This is a genomic window from Burkholderia sp. 10_S31 (genome assembly GCF_056930375.1).
The window spans coordinates 3,377,802-3,396,358 of record NZ_JBXOWK010000003.1 but is presented as its reverse complement, the minus strand read 5'-3'; the positions used below and the strand labels follow the sequence as shown (position 1 = coordinate 3,396,358).

General features: G+C 65.4%; 17 protein-coding genes. 12 read left to right on the top strand and 5 right to left on the bottom strand.

Annotated features, from left to right (window positions below; translation table 11 throughout):
- Nucleotides 1-104: 104 nt before the first annotated feature.
- The 5 genes from queC to AC1Z3W_RS35970 all read left to right on the top strand — a co-directional run bounded on the left by queC (nt 105) and on the right by AC1Z3W_RS35970 (nt 3,897).
- On the top strand, nt 105-839 hold the full coding sequence (gene queC, locus AC1Z3W_RS35990) for a 7-cyano-7-deazaguanine synthase QueC (RefSeq protein WP_057924633.1): 735 nt from the start codon (nt 105-107) through the stop codon (nt 837-839).
- 75 nt (nt 840-914) lie between these two features.
- A complete protein-coding gene (queE, locus tag AC1Z3W_RS35985) occupies nt 915-1,547 on the top strand; it encodes a 7-carboxy-7-deazaguanine synthase (RefSeq protein ID WP_057924632.1) in 633 nt (210 codons plus the stop codon).
- 18 nt (nt 1,548-1,565) lie between these two features.
- Entirely contained in the window at nt 1,566-2,018 is a 453-nt protein-coding gene (gene queD / locus AC1Z3W_RS35980) for a 6-carboxytetrahydropterin synthase QueD (protein WP_057924631.1), read from the top strand.
- A gap of 311 nt (nt 2,019-2,329) precedes the next feature.
- Nucleotides 2,330-3,115 (top strand): HpcH/HpaI aldolase family protein, encoded by a 786-nt coding sequence (locus AC1Z3W_RS35975; RefSeq protein WP_124833750.1) that lies wholly within the window; start codon nt 2,330-2,332, stop codon nt 3,113-3,115.
- Nucleotides 3,112-3,897 (top strand): tetratricopeptide repeat protein, encoded by a 786-nt coding sequence (locus AC1Z3W_RS35970; RefSeq protein ID WP_057924629.1) that lies wholly within the window; start codon nt 3,112-3,114, stop codon nt 3,895-3,897. Before AC1Z3W_RS35975 ends, AC1Z3W_RS35970 begins: the two co-directional genes overlap by 4 nt.
- Before the next feature lie 104 nt (nt 3,898-4,001).
- On the opposite strand, the gene rodA is transcribed toward AC1Z3W_RS35970, so the two are convergent.
- From rodA to AC1Z3W_RS35945, 5 genes are all read right to left on the bottom strand, one after another.
- Nucleotides 4,002-5,150, bottom strand: a complete 1,149-nt coding sequence (rodA, locus tag AC1Z3W_RS35965) for a rod shape-determining protein RodA (protein WP_057924628.1) — start codon at nt 5,148-5,150, stop codon at nt 4,002-4,004.
- Nucleotides 5,151-5,161: 11 nt separating this feature from the next.
- The gene (gene mrdA, locus AC1Z3W_RS35960; protein ID WP_057924627.1) at nt 5,162-7,438 is read right to left on the bottom strand and encodes a penicillin-binding protein 2; all 2,277 of its coding nucleotides are present in this window, start codon (nt 7,436-7,438) and stop codon (nt 5,162-5,164) included.
- Between the two features lie 380 nt (nt 7,439-7,818).
- Nucleotides 7,819-8,331 carry a rod shape-determining protein MreD gene (gene mreD, locus AC1Z3W_RS35955; protein ID WP_009687274.1) on the bottom strand — a complete coding sequence of 171 codons (513 nt, stop codon included), beginning with the start codon at nt 8,329-8,331 and terminating at the stop codon, nt 7,819-7,821.
- Nucleotides 8,328-9,395: a rod shape-determining protein MreC gene (gene mreC / locus AC1Z3W_RS35950; protein ID WP_124833754.1), complete on the bottom strand. Its 1,068-nt coding sequence runs from the start codon at nt 9,393-9,395 to the stop codon at nt 8,328-8,330. The genes mreD and mreC overlap by 4 nt, the downstream gene beginning before the upstream one ends.
- A 128-nt stretch (nt 9,396-9,523) precedes the next feature.
- The gene (locus AC1Z3W_RS35945) at nt 9,524-10,567 is read right to left on the bottom strand and encodes a rod shape-determining protein (RefSeq protein WP_004189550.1); all 1,044 of its coding nucleotides are present in this window, start codon (nt 10,565-10,567) and stop codon (nt 9,524-9,526) included.
- Nucleotides 10,568-10,934: 367 nt separating this feature from the next.
- Here AC1Z3W_RS35945 and gatC point away from each other — a divergent pair, with 367 nt between their 5' ends.
- The 7 genes from gatC to AC1Z3W_RS35910 all read left to right on the top strand — a co-directional run bounded on the left by gatC (nt 10,935) and on the right by AC1Z3W_RS35910 (nt 18,364).
- Nucleotides 10,935-11,234, top strand: coding sequence for an Asp-tRNA(Asn)/Glu-tRNA(Gln) amidotransferase subunit GatC (gatC, locus tag AC1Z3W_RS35940; RefSeq protein WP_006477478.1), 300 nt, complete (start codon nt 10,935-10,937; stop codon nt 11,232-11,234).
- 69 nt (nt 11,235-11,303) lie between these two features.
- Nucleotides 11,304-12,875 carry an Asp-tRNA(Asn)/Glu-tRNA(Gln) amidotransferase subunit GatA gene (gatA, locus tag AC1Z3W_RS35935; RefSeq protein WP_124833755.1) on the top strand — a complete coding sequence of 524 codons (1,572 nt, stop codon included), beginning with the start codon at nt 11,304-11,306 and terminating at the stop codon, nt 12,873-12,875.
- Nucleotides 12,876-12,877: 2 nt separating this feature from the next.
- Nucleotides 12,878-14,353 carry an Asp-tRNA(Asn)/Glu-tRNA(Gln) amidotransferase subunit GatB gene (gene gatB, locus AC1Z3W_RS35930; RefSeq protein WP_124833810.1) on the top strand — a complete coding sequence of 492 codons (1,476 nt, stop codon included), beginning with the start codon at nt 12,878-12,880 and terminating at the stop codon, nt 14,351-14,353.
- Between the two features lie 118 nt (nt 14,354-14,471).
- Entirely contained in the window at nt 14,472-15,311 is an 840-nt protein-coding gene (locus AC1Z3W_RS35925; RefSeq protein WP_057924623.1) for a polyphosphate kinase 2 family protein, read from the top strand.
- 49 nt (nt 15,312-15,360) lie between these two features.
- Nucleotides 15,361-16,134, top strand: coding sequence for an exodeoxyribonuclease III (locus AC1Z3W_RS35920; RefSeq protein WP_057924622.1), 774 nt, complete (start codon nt 15,361-15,363; stop codon nt 16,132-16,134).
- A 583-nt stretch (nt 16,135-16,717) separates the two neighbouring features.
- Nucleotides 16,718-17,728 (top strand): DUF6402 family protein, encoded by a 1,011-nt coding sequence (locus tag AC1Z3W_RS35915; RefSeq protein WP_244104870.1) that lies wholly within the window; start codon nt 16,718-16,720, stop codon nt 17,726-17,728.
- 141 nt (nt 17,729-17,869) lie between these two features.
- The gene (locus AC1Z3W_RS35910) at nt 17,870-18,364 is read left to right on the top strand and encodes a hypothetical protein (RefSeq protein WP_124833757.1); all 495 of its coding nucleotides are present in this window, start codon (nt 17,870-17,872) and stop codon (nt 18,362-18,364) included.
- Nucleotides 18,365-18,557 lie beyond the last annotated feature (193 nt).

The following is an 18,557-nucleotide window of genomic DNA, read 5'->3' as shown; positions in this document are numbered from 1 at the left end:
TATACTGGTCGAGCCGGCGCAGGCCGGCACGCGTCGGGCCGCCCGGCGGCAGCCGGCCCCGGGGCGCAGCGCGACGCGAGCCTACACATTCACGGAGTATCACGGTGATTCGGACAGACGCTAAAGACGGCGCGCTCGTGTTGTTTTCCGGCGGGCAGGATTCGGCCACGTGCGTGGCCTGGGCCCTGGAACGCTACCAGACGGTCGAGACGCTCGGCTTCGATTACGGCCAGCGCCACCGCGTCGAACTCGAATGTCGCGAAGGCGTGCGCGACGCATTGAAGCATCAGTTTCCCGCCTGGGCCGACCGTCTCGGCGACGATCACATGATCGACCTGTCGGTGCTCGGCGCGATCAGCGATACCGCGATGACGCGCACGATCGAGATCGAGACCTCGGCGAGCGGCTTGCCGAACACGTTCGTGCCGGGCCGCAACCTGCTGTTCATGACGATCGCGGCCGCGATTGCCTATCGCCGCGGACTGCGCGTGCTGGTCGGCGGGATGTGCGAGACCGATTTCTCGGGCTACCCCGACTGCCGCGACGACACGATGAAGGCGCTGCAGGTCGCGCTGAACCTCGGGATGGACACGCGCGTCGTGCTCGAGACGCCGCTGATGTGGCTCGACAAGGCGCAGACCTGGCAACTCGCCGAGCAGCTCGGCGGCGAGGCGCTCGTCGAACTGATCCGCGTCGAGACGCACACGTGCTACGTGGGCGAGCGCGCGGAACTGCACGACTGGGGCTTTGGCTGCGGCGAATGCCCGGCCTGCAAGCTGCGCAAGCGCGGCTACGAGGCCTACCTGAAGGGCGAGCGGGTGACCGAAGCGCCGCTGTGACGCGGGTGCGCCGGCAGCGCTTGATGGACAACGGATTCTGATCGACAACGAGCGGCGCGAGCCGGACGAAGCACGATGACTTACGCGGTCAAGGAAATTTTCTACACGTTGCAGGGCGAGGGCGCGAATGCGGGCCGTCCGGCCGTGTTCTGCCGGTTCGCCGGCTGCAATCTGTGGTCGGGCCGCGAAGAGGATCGTGCGGACGCCGTGTGCCGCTTCTGCGATACGGACTTCGTCGGCACCGACGGCGAGAACGGCGGCAAGTTCAAGGACGCCGAAGCGCTCGTCGCGACGATCGCCGGCCTGTGGCCGGACGGCGAAGCGCACCGCTTCGTCGTCTGCACGGGCGGCGAGCCGATGCTGCAGCTCGACCAGCCGCTCGTCGACGCGCTGCATGCGGCGGGTTTCGAGATCGCGATCGAGACCAACGGCTCGCTGCCGGTGCTCGAGACGATCGACTGGATCTGCGTGAGCCCGAAGGCCGACGCGCCGCTCGTCGTCACGAAGGGCAACGAACTGAAGGTCGTGATCCCGCAGGACAACCAGCGGCTTGCCGACTACGCGAAGCTCGATTTCGAGTATTTTCTCGTGCAGCCGATGGACGGCCCGTCGCGCGACATCAACACGAAGCTCGCGATCGACTGGTGCAAGCGGCATCCGCAGTGGCGGCTGTCGATGCAGACCCACAAATATCTGAACATTCCCTGAGCCACGGCTTTTGACATCGTGCTGATTACCCGAAAACTCGAATTCGACGCGGGCCACCGCATTCCCGATCACCGCAGCCAGTGCAGGAACCTGCACGGCCATCGCTACGTGCTCGAAGTCACGCTGCGCGGCGATCTCGTCGATACCGAGGGGGCGCCCGACCGCGGCATGGTGATGGATTTCGCCGACGTGAAGGCGCTCGCGGTCGAGCACCTCGTCAACAAGTGGGACCACGCGTTCCTGGTCTACGCGCGCGACGAAGTCGTGCGCTCGTTTCTCGAGCAGATGGCCGACCACAAGACCGTCGTGATCGACCGGATCCCGACCGTCGAGAACCTCGCGGCAATCGCGTTCGACATCCTCGCGAACGTGTACGACGCGCACTATGGCGTGAACCTGCGCCTGGAGCGCGTGCGCCTGTACGAAACGCCGAACTGCTGGGCCGACGTCGAGCGCCAGCCCGGCAACTGATCCTGCCTTCGCGGCAGCCCCGCCGGCCGGCGCGGGCTGCGTGCCATCGCGTCCCGCGGCCTCGCGCCGGCGCTGTCCCCTGCCTGTTCCCACATTCCGCGCAACGCCGCGCTATGATCGTTGCGTGGCACCGGAAAACGCGCCCGTGTGCCGTCGGCCGGCTCGCGCTGTCAGATCGGCCGCCCGCGGCCGACTAACGTCGAGGGTCCGCTTGGACGCCACCGCCGTGATTCGATTGCCCGGCGTGTCGCGCCCCGCTTCGCCCGTTGCTTGTCCCGTTCGATTGCCGTTCCGTCCAGGAGGCCGTATCGATGAGCACGCTCACCAATTCCCTCAAACAACGTCTGCATGACGGCGACGAGCCGCTGTACGGCCTGTGGCTGTCGCTCGGCTGCGATTCGGCCGCGGAAGCGCTCGCGCACGCCGGCTACGACTGGCTCTGCATCGACATGGAGCACGCGCCGAACGACAGCCGTGACGTCGCGTCGCAACTGCGCGCGCTGGCTGCCGCGCACCTGCCGAGCGAGCCCGTCGTGCGCGTGCCGGGGCGCGAGCCGTGGCTCGTGAAGCGCGCGCTCGATGCGGGCGCACGCACGCTGATGTTCCCGTGCATCGAGACGCCCGACGAGGCCGCGCACGCGGTGCGGCTCACGCGCTTCCCGTCGCCGGATTCCCCGGACGGGCTGCGCGGCGTGGCCGGGATGGTGCGCGCGGCGGCGTTCGGCATGCGCCGCGATTACCTGCAGACGGCCAACGCACAGGTCGCGGTGATCGTGCAGATCGAATCGGCGCGCGGCATCGACGAAGTCGAGCGGATCGCCGCGACGCCGGGTGTCGATTGCCTGTTCGTCGGCCCGGCCGATCTGGCGGCGAGCCTCGGGCATCTCGGCGACAGCCGCCACCCGGACGTCGAGACCGCGATGGCGCGCGTGCTTGCCGCCGGCAAACAGGCTGGCGTCGCGGTCGGCATCTTCGCGAGCGATACGGCGACCGCACGCCAGTATCGCGAGGCCGGCTACCGGATGATCACACTGTCGGCGGATGTGAGCTGGCTGCTGCGCGCGACGCGGCAGGCGCTGCAGGAGGTGCGGTCATGAACGGTGGCAATGGCGCGGGCCGCGCACGCACGCGACGTGCGATCGGTATGGCCGGTGCAGGTGGGCGGATCGGCGCGATGCTCGGCATCTGGGCCGTGTGCGTTGCCGCGGCCGCGCAGGGCGCGTCGCACGAGAAACCGGACCCGGCGCACGAGACGCAATCGGCGGTAGCCGACTACAACGCCGGTGACTATCGTGCGGCGCTGGTGCAGTTCCACGACGCGGCCGAACGCGGCGACCGGCTCGCGCAGTTCAATTACGCGATGATGCTGCTCACCGGCGTCGGCGTGACTGCGAACGTCGACGAAGGGCTGCGCTGGCTCAAGCGGGCGGCCGACGCGAATATGTCGCATGCGCAGTACGTGTACGGGCGGATGTTCGACGACGGCGAGTTCGTCGCACGCAACCCGGCCGAAGCGCACCGCTGGTTCCTGCGCGCGGCGAAGCAGGGGCATGTGCAGGCCGAGTTGTCGCTCGCGAACCAGTTCCTCGACGGGCGCGGCACGCCGCGTGACAACCGGCAGGCGTTCGCGTGGTACAAGCAGGCGGCCGACGCGGGCGAGCCGACCGCGCAGTACGTGACCGCGTCGTTCTACGAGCGTGGCGGCGATGGCGTCACGCAGAACCTGAACATCGCACGTGCGTATTACGCGGCCGCGGCCGCGCAGGGCGACGAGACGGCCGAGCTGAAATTCAAGGAGTTGAGCGCGCGGCTGAAGACGCAGGAGCCGGCGTCGGGTGCCGGTGCAGACCACGGGAGCCCGCGCGCGACGCCGCAGTGAGCGGGCGGTACGCGCTGCATTCGGCCTTGCCCAACGAAAAACGGCGCCCGACGCGCCGTTTTTCGTTGTTGCGACTGCTTGCGGCCATGTGCCGTGCCGCGCCGTCAGCTCTTCATCAGCCGCCGCTGTCGCCCGACGCTCATGATCATCCCGATCGCGATGCCGAGCGTCGCGAGCGCGGTGCCGCCGTAGCTCATGAACGGCAACGGCACGCCGACGACGGGCAGCACGCCGCTCACCATCCCGATGTTGACGAACGCATAGACGAAGAACGCGAGCGTGAGCGAGCCCGCGAGCAACCGGCCGAACAGCGTCGCGCCCTGCGCGGCGATGTAGAGCCCGCGCGCGATCAGCGCCATGTACAGCGTCAGTAGCACGAGGCCGCCGACGAGCCCCCATTCTTCCGAGAACACCGCGAAGATGAAGTCGGTGTGCTTCTCCGGAATGAATTCGAGATGGGCCTGCGTGCCCTTCAGGTAGCCCTTGCCGAGCACGCCGCCCGAGCCGATCGCGATCACGGCCTGGATCGTGTGGAAGCCCTTGCCGAGCGGGTCGGAGGTCGGGTCGAGCAGCGTGCACACGCGGTGCTTCTGGTAGTCGTGCATCAGCGGCCACTGCACTTCGGGCTGGCAGATGCGCTCTTCGAACACGGCAATCGAGCCGACCGCGATCACGCCCGCGACGAGCACCGGCACGATCAGCTTGAACGACAGGCCGGCGAGGTAGATCACGAAGAAGCCTGCCGCGAACACGAGCAGGCCGGTGCCGAGGTCGGGCTGCTTTGCGATCAGGCCGACCGGGACCAGCAGGATCCCGAACGCGGCGACGAAGTCGTACCAGCGCAGCCCGCCTTCGCGGCGCTGGTAGTACCACGCGAGCATCAGCGGGGTCGCGATCTTGAGGATCTCCGACGGCTGGATCACGACGCCGACGTTCAGCCAGCGCTTCGCGCCCTTCTTGGTCATCCCGAACAGCGCGACCGCGACCAGCAGCGCGACCCCGAACGTATAAAGCGGGACCGCGAAGCGCATCAGCGTCGTCGGCGGGATGTTGGCGATCACCCACATCAGCACGAACGTCAGCAGGATGTTGCGCAACTGATCCTCGACGCGGCCCGGCATGTCGATCGCCGCGCTGTACAGCGTGACGATGCCGACACATAGCAGCAAAAACACGATGAGGGCGAGCGGGCGGTCGAAGCCCGCGAACATCTGCTTGATCTTGTCGAGCCAGGCGCGCTTGTCGAATTGCATGCCTTTCTCCGTTAATGAGCGGTGCCGGCATTGGCCGTTTTCGCGGCGGCCGTGGCACGGAAGTTGTCGTCGCGTGGCGCCGCGGCGAGCGGCTGCGCGTCACTGGCGGGCCGGCGTGGCCGGTGCGGGCGTCGGATCGGCGGCAGGCTCGCGGCCCTCGGCGCTGCGGCGCTCGCGTCGGACGCTTGCACCGCGCTCGCGCCGGCTGCGCTCGACGCATCGGGTGCCGATGCGTCGTTTGCCGCACTGGCTGCAATCGGCACGACCGGCTGCGGCAGCGCGGTGAAGCCGGCCGCGACGGCGGCGGGCTTCGAGGTATCGCCGATCACGGGCGCGCTCACCGGCTCGGTCGCCGATGCGGCGGCGGCCACGGCCGCGGCCTCGTTCTGCGGGTTCTGGCGCTCGACGAGGTAATAGTCGAGCACGCGACGGGCGATCGGACCCGCGGCCTGCGCGCCCCAACCGCCGTTCTCGACGACCAGCGCGAGCGCGATCTGCGGATGGTCGACCGGCGCGTACGCAATGAACAGCGCGTGGTCGCGCAGGTGCTCGGCGAGCAGGTGGCCCTTGTAGTTCGAGCCCTGCAGCGAGAACACCTGCGCGGTACCGGTCTTGCCGGCCGCGAGGTACGACGCGCCGCGGAACACCTTGTACGCGGTGCCGGACGGGTTCTCGATCACGTTTTCCATCCCGCGCTTCACGACGTCGATGTCGGCCTGCTTGAGCGGGATCACTTCGCTTTCCTTCGGCACCGTCAGATGGCGCGCGCGCGAGATCGGATCCTCGACTTCCTTCACGAGGTGGGGCTTCATCACGACGCCGTTGTTCGCGAGCGTCGCGGTGGCATGCGCGAGCTGCAGGATCGTGAACGAGTTGTAGCCCTGGCCGATCCCGAGGCTGATCGTCTCGCCGTCGAACCACTTCTGCTGCGCGGCCTTCTTGAACGCCTTCTTCTTCCAGTCGGTCGACGGCAGGATCCCGCGCGCCTCGCCCAGGATGTCGATGCCGGTGATCTGGCCGAAACCGAACGGCTTCATGAAGTTCGCGATCGCGTTCACGCCGAGGTCGCGCGCGAGCATGTAGAAGTAGGTGTCGTTCGACACCATGATCGCCTTGTTCATGTCGACCCAGCCCTGGCCCGAGCGCACGTCGTTGCGGAACGTGTGGCCGCCAAACGTGAAGTAGCCGGGATCCTGGAAGCCCCAGCCGGGCGTGCGCTTGCCGAGCGTCAGACCGGCGAGCGCCATGAACGGCTTGTACGTCGAGCCGGGCGGGTAGGTGCCGTGCAACGGGCGGTTCAGCAGCGGCTTGTCGGTCGAGTTGTTCAGCTCGTCCCAGGTCTGCTGGTCGATGCCGTCGACGAACGAATTCGGGTCGAAGCTCGGCGACGACACGAACGCGAGCACGTCGCCCGTCTTCGGCTCGATCGCGACGAGCGCGCCGCGCTTGCCGGCGAACGCCTGCTCGGCGACCTGCTGCAGCCCGATGTCGAGCGACAGCACCAGGTTGTTGCCGGGCGTCGCCTGCGTGCGCGACAGCGTGCGCACGGGCCGGCCGCCGGCCGTCACCTCGACTTCCTCGAAGCCCGTGAGGCCATGCAGCTCGGTTTCGTAGCTCTGCTCGACGCCGATCTTGCCGATGTAGTCGGTGCCCTTGTAGTTGTTCGCGTCGCGGCGCGGATCGTAGTGCTCCTGGTCGCTGTCGTTGTCGTCGCTCATCGCGTCGATGCGATCCTGGTCGCGCTTCGAGATCCGGCCGATGTAGCCGATCACGTGCGCGGCCGTCATGCCGAGCGGGTACTGGCGGAACAGCCGCGCACGCACGTCGACGCCGGGGAAGCGGAAGCGCTGCGCGGTGAAGCGCGCGACTTCCGCGTCGGTGAGGCGCGTGCGGATCGGCAGGCTCTCGAAGTTCTTCGAGTCTTCCTGCAGCTTCTTGAAACGGCGGCGGTCACGCGCGTCGATCGGGATGATCTCGGACAGCTTGTCGATCGTGTTGTCGAGCGTGTCATCGAGCTTCGATGGCGTGATCTCGAGCGTGTACGCCGAATAGTTCTTCGCGAGGACCACGCCGTTGCGGTCGGTGATGATCCCGCGGTTCGGCACGATCGGCGCGACCGAGATGCGGTTTTCCTCGGCCTGCAGCGCGTATTTGCCGTGCTGCATCAGCTGCAGGTAGAAGAAACGGCTCGCGAGCAGCCCGAAGCAGACGAACACGAACACGCCCGCCGCCGCGACGCGCAGGCGGAACTTCGAGAGCTGCTGTTGGGTGTCGTTGAATTCGGTCATGCGGCTAGGGTCTATTTACATATGGAACGTGCATGCGTTGCCACGAGAACGGCCGCTCGCTGGACGTATTCGCAAGGAGCGCAACGCGGCGAGCGGCCGTTCTCGTGGCAACCCCAAATTTAAAGTTCATTCCAGGGGAATGCCCGAAATCGCCCGTATGGCGGCGTCGCTCGTCACTTGTTTGGCTCGGCCAAACGGCGCTCCTCACTTCTTGCCCTACGAGCGATTTCGGGCATTCGCATGTACGTTCCATATGTAAATAGACCCTAGGGTCGGTCTGACCCGTGCGCGTCGCACGCGCGCGGGCGAGGGGCCGCCCCGGAGCGCAGCGCGCGGCGGGCGTGGGGGCGGCGGGTATTCAAGGTCGGTCCTGGTGCGGCTCAGATGGGGCGCGTATCGTCCGGGTCGACCGGGCGGCGTTGCGGCATCAGCAGCAGGTGGCTCGCGATCGGCCAGAGCGCGGCCTCGACGAAGCCGTCCACCAGATAGCGCCAGCCGGGAAACGCGGCGCCCATCACGAGGCGGATCACGAACGGCACCAGTTGCGCGACGACGAGCAGCGGCGTGACATACAGCACCTGCACGCCGATCGGCATCCACAGCACGCGGCGATGGATCGTGATCGCGCCGTACGACAGCAGCGTATAGGCGAGCGCGTGCTCGCCGAGCAGCCCCGCATCATGCACGTCCATCAGGATGCCGAGCGCGAACGCGACGCCCATCCCGACCTTGCGCGGCTGGTGGATGTTCCAGAACAGCAGCACGAGCGCGACGAAGTCGGGCACGCCGGGCAGGCGGCCCCACGGCATCAGGTTCAGCAGGAACGCGGCGGCGAGGCTGAAGACGATGAAGTACGGGTTGACCGGCTGCAGGATGTATTGCGGGCGGTTCATCGCTGGGCTCCTGGTTGCCCGGCCGCGGGCTTCGCGGGTGCGGCGGCGGGCTTGGCCGGAGCGGCAGGCGCCGCCTGCGCGGGTTTCGCTCCGGGTGCGGCCGCCGCGGCCGGCTTCGCGTTCGCGTCGGCCTTCTCGGCTTTCTCGCCCTTCGCGGCGGCCTTGGCGCCCTTCTTGCCCTTCGCGTTCTTGTCGGCGGCCGGCTCGGGTTCGGCCGGCCGCGGCGGAACGTCGTTCTGGTAATGCAGCACGAGCATCTGGCGTGCGCCGCGCACAGCTGCGACCGGCGCGCAGGTCACGCGCGCGAACGCGGTATCGGCGAGCTTGTCGACGCGCACGACCTTCGCGACCGGCAGGCCCGGCGGATAGACGCCGTCGAGGCCGCTCGTGACGAGCTCGTCGCCCGCGACGAGGTCCGAGCTCGTTGGCACGAAGCGCAGGTCGAGCGAATCGCCCTTCGGCGTGCCATAGATCACGCTGCGCAGGCCGGTGCGCAGCACCTGCACGGGAATCGCGAGATCGCGGTCGGTGATCAGCGTGACTTCGGCCTGCAGCGGGAACACGCGCGTGACCTGGCCGATCACGCCGTCCTCGCTGACGACCGGCGCGCCATTCTGGATGCCTTGCTGCGACCCCTGCCCGATCACGATCTTCTGTGTGAACGGGTCGCTCGTGTCGTACTGGATCTCGACCGGCGTCGATTGCGTCGCGATGTGCTGGCGCAGCTCGAGCACCGCGCGCAGATGCGTGTTTTCCTGCGCGAGCACGGCGGCCTGGTTGGCCTGCGTGGACAACTGCAGGTTGCGCTTGCGCAGCGCGTCGTTCTCGTGGCGCAGCGATGCGCCCGTGACGGCGATGTCGGCCGCGCCCATGAACAGGTCGCGCGGCACGAGCGCCGCCCGCTGCAGCGGGTACAGCACGGTGCCGAGCACGCCGCGGACGATTTCGAGCGTGCTGAAGCGCGCGTCCGACACGAGGAGCGCGATGGCGAGGGCGACGAAGAAGATGAGCCGCGCGAGTGCGGGCGGACCTTGCTTGAAGAGGGGCGGCGGACTGTATTCCATGGTCGGCGCCGGGCGCGTGGCGATCGGTTAAATAATGCTCAGACGCGCAAACGGCGTGGCGGTTCGTTCTGAACGAGCGATCCGGCCACGCCGCGGGTGCGTCATATCAAACGGGACTGCTTAGGCGATCACTCGTACGAGAAGATGCTGCCCAGCTTGTCCATGCGCTCGAGCGCCATGCCCGAGCCGCGCACGACGCAGGTAAGCGGGTCTTCGGCGACGAGCACCGGCAGGCCGGTTTCTTCCGCGAGCAGGCGATCGAGGTCGCGCAGCAGCGCGCCGCCGCCCGTCAGCATCATCCCGCGCTCGGCGATGTCGGCGCCGAGTTCCGGCGGCGTCTGCTCGAGGGCGATCTTCACCGACGACACGATCTGGTTCAGCGGATCGGTCAGCGCTTCGAGGATTTCGTTGCTCGAGATCGTGAAGCTGCGCGGAATGCCTTCCGACAGGTTGCGGCCCTTCACTTCCATTTCCTTGACTTCGGAGCCCGGGAACGCGGAGCCGATTTCCTTCTTGATCGCCTCGGCGGTCTGCTCGCCGATCAGCATCCCGTAGTTGCGGCGGATGTAGTTGACGATCGCTTCGTCGAACTTGTCGCCGCCGACGCGCACCGAACCCTTGTACACAATGCCGCCGAGCGAGATCACGCCGACTTCCGTCGTGCCGCCGCCGATGTCGACGACCATCGAGCCGGTGGCTTCCGACACCGGCAGGCCCGCGCCGATCGCAGCCGCCATCGGCTCTTCGATCAGGTAGACCTGCGATGCGCCGGCGCCGTGCGCCGCTTCCTTGATCGCGCGGCGCTCGACCTGGGTCGAGCCGCACGGCACGCAGATGATGATGCGCGGCGACGGCGAGAACATGCGCGACTCGTGCGCCGTCTTGATGAACTGCTTGATCATCTGCTCGGTGACGGTGAAGTCGGCGATCACGCCGTCCTTCATCGGGCGGATCGCCTCGATGTTGCCCGGCACCTTGCCGAGCATCTGCTTGGCTTCCTTGCCGACCGCCTGGATCGTCTTCTTGCCGTTGGGGCCGCCTTCCTGGCGGATCGACACGACGGACGGCTCATCGAGCACGATGCCTTTGCCGCGCATGTAGATCAGGGTGTTTGCGGTGCCGAGGTCGATCGCCAGATCGTTGGAGAAATAGCTGCGCAAAAAACCGAACATTCAGAATCCTGTTTCGCTCTGGGCCGGCCCTGCATAGCGAGCGCTGAGGGCGGCAGCGGAAAAAATAACAGCCTCGGGAAGCGTGGCGGATGCGGCCGCCGCGGCGCACGAAGCTGCGAGTGATGTCTACCGGGAATCGCACGAAGCACGCACGGGTTGCCGAAGCGGGGCGAAACGGTGCGGGAAAAGGCTGCCGGGTTTGGGTCGAACGCGTAATGATACCTTATAATTTCGCGGTATTTGAATCGAAACGGGCGGTATTTTTGCCGCTTCGGCCCCGATTTTTGAGGGTGGGATCGCACCCTCCAACCCCCCGCCGCAGTGCCGCTTTTGATGCGCTGCGCAGCCTTGTTTTTCCGGTGATCGCATGGCCCTGACCCTGACCGATGTGAAACGCATCGCGCACCTGGCGCGACTCGAAATGGCCGACGCCGACGCCGAGCACATGCTCGGCCAGCTCAATGAATTCTTCGGCCTCGTCGAACAGATGCAGGCGGTCGACACCGCCGGCATCGCGCCGCTCGCCCACCCGATCGAACAGATCCAGGAAGTCGCGCAGCGCCTGCGCGACGACGCCGTGACGGAAGTCGTCAATCGCGACGACAACCAGCGTCCGGCGCCGGCCGTCCAGGACGGCCTCTATCTCGTGCCGAAGGTGATCGAGTAAGCATTCGATGACAAGCGCGCCGCCGCCTTCGCGCAGCGCGCCACCCAGAATTCCCAGGAAAACCACTCAATGCACGCAAAAAGCCTGACCGAACTGCGCGTCGCGCTCGCCGCCAAGGAATGCTCGGCCGTCGAGCTCGCGCAGCTCTACCTGAAACGGATCGATGCCGCGCGCGACCTGAACGCGTTCGTCCAAGTCGACGCCGACCTGACCCTCGCGCAGGCGAAAGCCGCCGACGCGGAGCTCGCGCGCGGCGCGGGCGGCGCGCTCACGGGCCTGCCGATCGCGCACAAGGATGTCTTCGTCACGCGTGGCTGGCGCTCGACTGCCGGCTCGAAGATGCTCGCGAACTACGAGAGCCCGTACGACGCGACCGTCGTCGCCCGCCTGCAGGCGGCCGGCATGGTCACGCTCGGCAAGACCAACATGGACGAGTTCGCGATGGGCTCGTCGAACGAGAATTCGGCGTTCGGCGCGGTGAAGAACCCGTGGGACACGAACGCGGTGCCGGGCGGCAGCTCGGGCGGCAGCTCGGCCGCCGTCGCCGCGCGCCTCGCACCGGCCGCGACCGGCACCGACACCGGTGGCTCGATCCGCCAGCCCGCGTCGTTCGCGGGCGTGACGGGCATCAAGCCGACCTACGGCCGCGTGTCGCGCTACGGGATGATCGCGTTTGCGTCGTCGCTCGACCAGGGCGGCCCGATGGCGCAGAGCGCGTCCGACTGCGCGCTGCTGCTGAACGCGATGGCCGGCTTCGACGAGCGCGACTCGACGAGCCTCGAGCACGACGATGAAGATTTCACGCGCCATATCGGCCAGGCCTGGACGGCCGGCAACGATGCGGCCAAGCCGCTCGCGGGCCTGCGCATCGGCCTGCCGAACGAGTATTTCGGCGACGGTCTCGCCGACGACGTGCGTGCGGCGATCGACGCGGCGCTGAAGCAGTATGAAGCGCTCGGCGCGACCCTCGTGCCCGTATCGCTGCCGAAGACGGAGCTGTCGATCCCCGTGTACTACGTGATCGCGCCGGCTGAAGCCTCGTCGAACCTGTCGCGTTTCGACGGCGTGCGCTTCGGCCACCGCGCCGCGCAGTACGGCGACCTGCTCGACATGTACAAGAAGTCGCGCGCGGAAGGCTTCGGCCCCGAAGTGAAGCGCCGGATTCTGGTCGGCACGTACGTGCTGTCGCACGGCTACTACGACGCGTACTACCTGCAGGCGCAGAAGATCCGCCGCATCATCGCGAACGATTTCCAGGAAGCGTTCAAGTCCTGCGACGTGATCATGGGCCCGGCGTCGCCGACGGTCGCATGGGATCTCGGCGCGAAGGGCGACGATCCGGTGCAGATGTATCTCGCGGATATCTACACGCTGTCGGTGAGCCTCGCCGGCCTGCCCGGCATGAGCGTGCCGTGCGGCTTCGGTGCCGGTGCGAACGCGAAGCGCCCGGTCGGCCTGCAGATCATCGGCAACTATTTCAACGAAGCCCGGATGCTGCAGGTCGCGGACGCGTTCCAGCGCGCGACCGACTGGCACAAGCAAGTTCCGGCAGGGGTGGGGAATGAGCCCCCACGCTCACTTTGTTCGCTGCCCCCCGAGGGGGCGCATGCCTCCCTTGAGGCGGCTCGGCGGGAGGCATGAATATGGCTACTCAATGGGAAGTCGTCATCGGTCTCGAGACGCACGCGCAACTGTCGACCGTCTCGAAGATTTTCTCCGGCGCGTCGACGCAGTTCGGCGCCGAGCCGAACACGCAGGCCTGCCCGGTCGACCTGGCGCTGCCGGGCGTGCTGCCGGTGCTGAACCGCGGCGCGGTCGAACGCGCGATCCGCTTCGGCCTCGCGATCGGCTCGACCATCGCGCCGCGCAGCATCTTCGCGCGCAAGAATTATTTCTACCCCGATCTGCCGAAGGGCTATCAGATCAGCCAGTACGAGATTCCGGTCGTGCAGGGCGGCCAGATCACGATCCAGGTGCCCGCCAATGAAAAGGCCGGCAAGGAAGCGTACGAGAAGACGGTCAACCTGACCCGCGCGCACCTCGAAGAGGACGCCGGCAAGTCGCTGCACGAAGACTTCGCCGGGATGACGGGGATCGACCTGAACCGCGCGGGCACGCCGCTGCTCGAGATCGTCACCGAGCCGGAAATGCGCAGCGCGGCCGAGGCCGTCGCCTACGCGAAGGCGCTGCACGGGCTCGTCGTGTGGCTCGGCATCTGCGACGGCAACATGCAGGAAGGCTCGTTCCGCTGCGATGCGAACGTGTCGGTGCGCCCGGTCGGCCAGGAGAAGTTCGGTACGCGTGCGGAAATCAAGAACCTGAACTCGTTCCGGTTCCTCGAGGAAGCGATCAACTACGAAGTGCACCGCCAGATCGAACTGATCGAGGACGGCGGCGAAGTCGTGCAGGAAACGCGCCTCTACGATCCGGACAAGCGCGAGACGCGTTCGATGCGCAGCAAGGAAGACGCGCACGATTACCGCTATTTCCCCGACCCCGACCTGATGCCGCTCGTGATCGGCCAGGACTGGGTCGAACGCGTGCAGGCCGGGATGCCCGAGCTGCCGGCCGCGATGCAGCAGCGCTTCGTCGAGCAATATGGCGTGTCCGCGTACGACGCCGGCGTGCTGACGTCGAGCAAGGCGATGGCCGCGTACTTCGAATCGGTGGTTGCGAAGGCGGGTGCCGCGAACGCGAAGATCGCCGCGAACTGGCTGATGGGCGACGTGTCGTCGCAACTGAACCGCGACGGCATCGAGATCGACGCGATTCCGGTGTCGGCCGCACAGCTCGCGCTGGTGCTGCAGCGCATCGCCGACGGCACGATCTCGAACAAGATCGCGAAGGAAATCTTCGCGACGATCTGGGACGAGAAGGCGACCGACGAAGCCGCGGCCGACCGCATCATCGACGCGAAGGGCCTGAAGCAGATCTCCGACACCGGCGCGCTGGAAGCGATCATCGACGAAGTGCTCGCGGCCAACGCGAAGTCGGTCGAGGAATTCCGCGCGGGCAAGGAAAAGGCGTTCAACGCGCTGATCGGCCAGGCGATGAAGGCGACCAAGGGCAAGGCCAACCCGCAGCAGGTCAACGAACTGCTGAAGAAGAAGCTCGGCTGAGCATGAGCGCGCGCCTGATCCGCGCTTGACGACGGGCCGCTCCGAACCAGTTCGGGGCGGCCCGTTGCGTTTGGTGGATGCGTTATCGTATGCACCACAGCGTCCAATGGAGGAACGAATGGCGAAACAACCGTCGCTCGACGATTTCCGCGTGCCGTACAGCACGCGCGAGAAGGAAGCTGCCGCATTCAAGCTCGATGCGTTCGACCCGGCCGCGAAGCCGTTCTCGTCGGGGTCGAAGGACGCCGACCGCGAACGGCTCACCGCCGTGTCGACCGAGCTCGACGTGCAGCAGGAGCGCCTGCACACGCAGCAGAAGAAGCGCGTGCTGCTCGTGCTGCAGGGGATGGACACCAGCGGCAAGGACGGTACCGTGCGCGCGGTGTTTCGCGACGTCGATCCGCTCGGCCTGCGCATCGTGCCGTTCAAGGCGCCGACGCCGATCGAGGCCGCGCACGACTTTCTGTGGCGCGTGCATGCGCAGGTTCCGGCAGCGGGGGAGCTCGCGATCTTCAATCGTAGCCATTACGAGGACGTGCTCGTGCCGCGCGTGCTCGATGCAATCGACAGCAAGGAATGCGAGCGCCGCTACCGGCAGATCCGCGATTTCGAGACGATGCTCGCGGAGAACGGCACGACGATCGTCAAGTGCTTCCTGCACATCTCGAAGGACGAGCAGCGCGAGCGGCTGCAGGCGCGCATCGACGATCCGACCAAGCACTGGAAGTTCGACATCTCCGATCTCGACGCGCGCAAGCACTGGGATGCGTACCAGTCGGCGTACCGCGACGCGCTCGCCGCGACGTCGGCCGAGCATGCACCGTGGTACGTGATCCCGGCGAACTCGAAAACCCATCGCAACGTGATGATCGCCGAGCTGCTGCTGCGCACGATGACCGACATGAAGCTCGAATTCCCGCCGCCGAAGCCGGAGCTCGAAGGCGTGAAGATCCGCTAGGCCGCGATCCTGCAAAAACATCGAACTGAACTGAACAACGGAACCCGACATGATGCGAGTGATTACCGCCAACCTGAACGGCATCCGCTCTGCCGCGAAGAAGGGCTTCTTCGAATGGCTCGGCGAACAGAACGCCGATTGCGTGTGCGTGCAGGAAATCAAGGTGTCGGCCGACGACCTGCCGGCCGAATTCGTCGAGCCGCACGGCTTCAGGAGCTATTTCCACCACGCCGAGAAGAAGGGCTACAGCGGCGCGGGCGTGTACAGCCGCCACGAGCCCGATGACGTGATCATCGGCTTCGGCAGCAGCGAATTCGATGCCGAGGGGCGCTACGTCGAGGCGCGCTACGGCAAGCTGTCGGTCGTGTCGGTGTACGTGCCGTCCGGCTCGAGCGGCGAGGAGCGCCAGCAGGCGAAGTACCGCTTCATGGACGAGTTCATGCCGCACCTCGCCGAGCTGAAGAAGAAGCGCGAAGTGATCCTGTGCGGCGACGTGAACATCGTCCACAAGGAAATCGACATCAAGAACTGGAAGAGCAACCAGAAGAATTCGGGCTGCCTGCCGGAAGAGCGCGCGTGGCTCACGCAGCTGTTCGACGACGTCGGCTACGTCGACGTGTTCCGCACGCTCGACCCGCGCGCCGAGCAGTACACGTGGTGGAGCAATCGCGGCCAGGCGTACGCGAAGAACGTCGGGTGGCGGATCGATTACCAGATCGCGACGCCGGGCGTGGCCGGCACCGCGAAAAGCACGTCGATCTTCAAGGACATCAAGTTCAGCGATCACGCGCCGCTGACGGTCGATTACGACTACAAGAAGTGATGTTTTCCGCCGTGCATCGTGCGCGGCGGCGCGGTATGTGTCCGATCGCAGCTTGCCCCGGTGTATCGGGGGAAACTTCATATTGACTCGCGGGCGGCATCTTGCCCAGTTGCAGTCGTCTCGGTTCGCCGGACACGGGTGCTTCATCACATGCGGCCGTTCGGCGGGCATTTCTCCCATGCACCACGAAGTTACTTCAGGCGCTTGGCGTACATTTCATCAAATTTTCGTACTCCTCCTATTTTCGCGTGTGCGCGTTTTCGGAAGACTGTCTGTCGAAATGGCGTGTGCGGGCTGAAGGTGCGAATCACCAATGACCAGTCATGTGGGCGGGCGTGATTGTGCGAGCCCGCGCTTCATGTCGAACGACGGGGACGGAATGGGAGCGCGATGATGAAGCTGTCGTATTACAGAGATCAACAAGATCTTCTGGATATGGACGCGATGCGAAGGCAAGGATGGTTGCGAAATTGTTCGTGATGCGACGTTGTCAATGGGCAAGGCGCCACCACCATTGCCAGAGCCGCCGAAGAAGCCCGAGCCCCCGAAGCCGCGCCCCCGGCGGTTGACTCACAAGGATCGCGTGAACAATACCTTCGATGGGCTGTTGGCCGCGGCCGAGGGAATTTCGCGCTTCAAGAAATGGCTGAACACACCTGATCCGCCGAAGGAACACAAGCCTGCACCGGTCAAGAAACAGGAAAAGGAGTCGACTGTCCCGCCGTTCGATATTCAGGAAATTCCGCGGGCGATGCGCAAGATCTTTTTGCCGAACTCGGCCGAGTTGATGGAGCGATGGTTTGCCGGACGGCTCAACTATTCGCAGGTCGACGCCGACGAAGGGGCGGAGATCAATCAGGACGGCAAGCCCTATCCGCCTGATATGTACGATACGACGACGATAAAGCTGGATTGGGTGTTCCGCTTTCCTCGTGCCAAGGAGAAATATGACTATCTGATCCGCGAAGCCATTCGATCACCTCAGGGAATCGGTGAGCTCACCAAGATGCTCGCGACGCACAAGGACCAGGTGATTGATCTCTTCACCGGAGACATTTGCAAAAGCAATCCCGTGACCTTGCATCGCAATTTTCAATTTCAGTATGTCGCAGTCGATGGGACGTTCGGGCAGAAGATAAATCTATTGCTGACAGCGGAGTGGGAGCGTAGTGGTGCTCCTGACGATCTCACCGGTGCACTCGGTTCGTTCGTCATCTACGCCGCCCTTGGTCGTGCACAGTTCTCCTGGGATGTCGAATGGCGCCGGACCGTGGTCGAGGTAACCGGCATTTGGGTATACGTGAAAGATAACTACACATTCACCGACAAACCCGGCGACCGTTCGCAATACTTGGGCCACTGGAGCAGTAACGGCGTCATCGTCGTGCCGCTCGATACGTTCGCGGCCCAGATCCCGTATGTCAAATCCGCCGTCATGCTTGGAAATCCTGCGACGAAGGGAAACGTCTACTATCCGGTGCACAACGCCGATTTTCGACAGTGGGCGATCAAGCATCAACGAGGTGGGGATTTCATCATCTACTCTGATTGTCGTTATGTTCCTGTCAATCCGAGTATCAAGATCTATCTATGATTCGATCAGCCAAGACCATCACGCTGCCGAAGTCTGATACAGCGGAAGAACATCCTTGCAACATGGAGAAGCGGCGAAAATCAATTGAACGGCGGATGACACCATTGGTTGTCCCACTCGCACGCCGATCGAGGTGTCGTCATGATGGTTGATTTCGGTGAGCCGCTCGCGGCGCTGTTCGGCGCATCTGTCGCATTGATTGCCATCACCGTCGTGGCAATCAAGTGGCGCACGTGGCAAGAGGTGTCACGTGCGAGAGCGACGAAGATCGGCAAGGTGGCCGCGATATCGGTTGCTATCTACATGTGCTATGTCGGCTTCTTCAACAGCACGCCGAATGGAACCGGATGCCGGAGTTCAGCATCGTCAGACGGCCGCTATATGGCGGAGCTGTGCCTGCTGAAATGGGTTCCTGGCGGGAGTTCGACGTACGTCGGGAGGATATTTGACGCGGGCAGCGGGAAACTGGCGGTACAGCGCACCTTTAGCACGCCGACTCCTGAAATCTCGTGGTTCGACAACAGTATGTCGTTCTCCCGCGGAGGTGACGAGTCCACATTCATCACGTTTCCACTTTCGATGTGGGACAGGGTCTTGGCTGGGCGTCCGCGTATGCACTTTGAGGTGTCGCCGTGATAATTGATTTCGGTGAGCCGCTCGCGGCGCTGTTCGGCGCATCTGCCGCATTGATGACTATCGCCTTCACGGCAATCAAGTGGCGCACGTGGCAAGAGGCGTCACGTGCTAGAGCGACGAAGATCGGCAAGGCGGCCGTGATATTGGCCGCCATCTACATGTGTTACGCGAGTCTCTTCAACAGCACGCCGGA

Coding starts and splice junctions, on each gene's coding strand:
- queE (WP_057924632.1), top strand. CDS start 915: ATGACTTACGCGGTCAAGGAAATTTTCTACACGTTGCAGGGCGAGGGC.
- AC1Z3W_RS35975 (WP_124833750.1), top strand. CDS start 2,330: ATGAGCACGCTCACCAATTCCCTCAAACAACGTCTGCATGACGGCGAC.
- AC1Z3W_RS35970 (WP_057924629.1), top strand. CDS start 3,112: ATGAACGGTGGCAATGGCGCGGGCCGCGCACGCACGCGACGTGCGATC.
- rodA (WP_057924628.1), bottom strand. CDS start 5,150: ATGCAATTCGACAAGCGCGCCTGGCTCGACAAGATCAAGCAGATGTTC.
- mrdA (WP_057924627.1), bottom strand. CDS start 7,438: ATGACCGAATTCAACGACACCCAACAGCAGCTCTCGAAGTTCCGCCTG.
- mreD (WP_009687274.1), bottom strand. CDS start 8,331: ATGAACCGCCCGCAATACATCCTGCAGCCGGTCAACCCGTACTTCATC.
- mreC (WP_124833754.1), bottom strand. CDS start 9,395: ATGGAATACAGTCCGCCGCCCCTCTTCAAGCAAGGTCCGCCCGCACTC.
- AC1Z3W_RS35945 (WP_004189550.1), bottom strand. CDS start 10,567: ATGTTCGGTTTTTTGCGCAGCTATTTCTCCAACGATCTGGCGATCGAC.
- gatC (WP_006477478.1), top strand. CDS start 10,935: ATGGCCCTGACCCTGACCGATGTGAAACGCATCGCGCACCTGGCGCGA.
- gatA (WP_124833755.1), top strand. CDS start 11,304: ATGCACGCAAAAAGCCTGACCGAACTGCGCGTCGCGCTCGCCGCCAAG.
- gatB (WP_124833810.1), top strand. CDS start 12,878: ATGGCTACTCAATGGGAAGTCGTCATCGGTCTCGAGACGCACGCGCAA.
- AC1Z3W_RS35925 (WP_057924623.1), top strand. CDS start 14,472: ATGGCGAAACAACCGTCGCTCGACGATTTCCGCGTGCCGTACAGCACG.
- AC1Z3W_RS35920 (WP_057924622.1), top strand. CDS start 15,361: ATGATGCGAGTGATTACCGCCAACCTGAACGGCATCCGCTCTGCCGCG.
- AC1Z3W_RS35910 (WP_124833757.1), top strand. CDS start 17,870: ATGATGGTTGATTTCGGTGAGCCGCTCGCGGCGCTGTTCGGCGCATCT.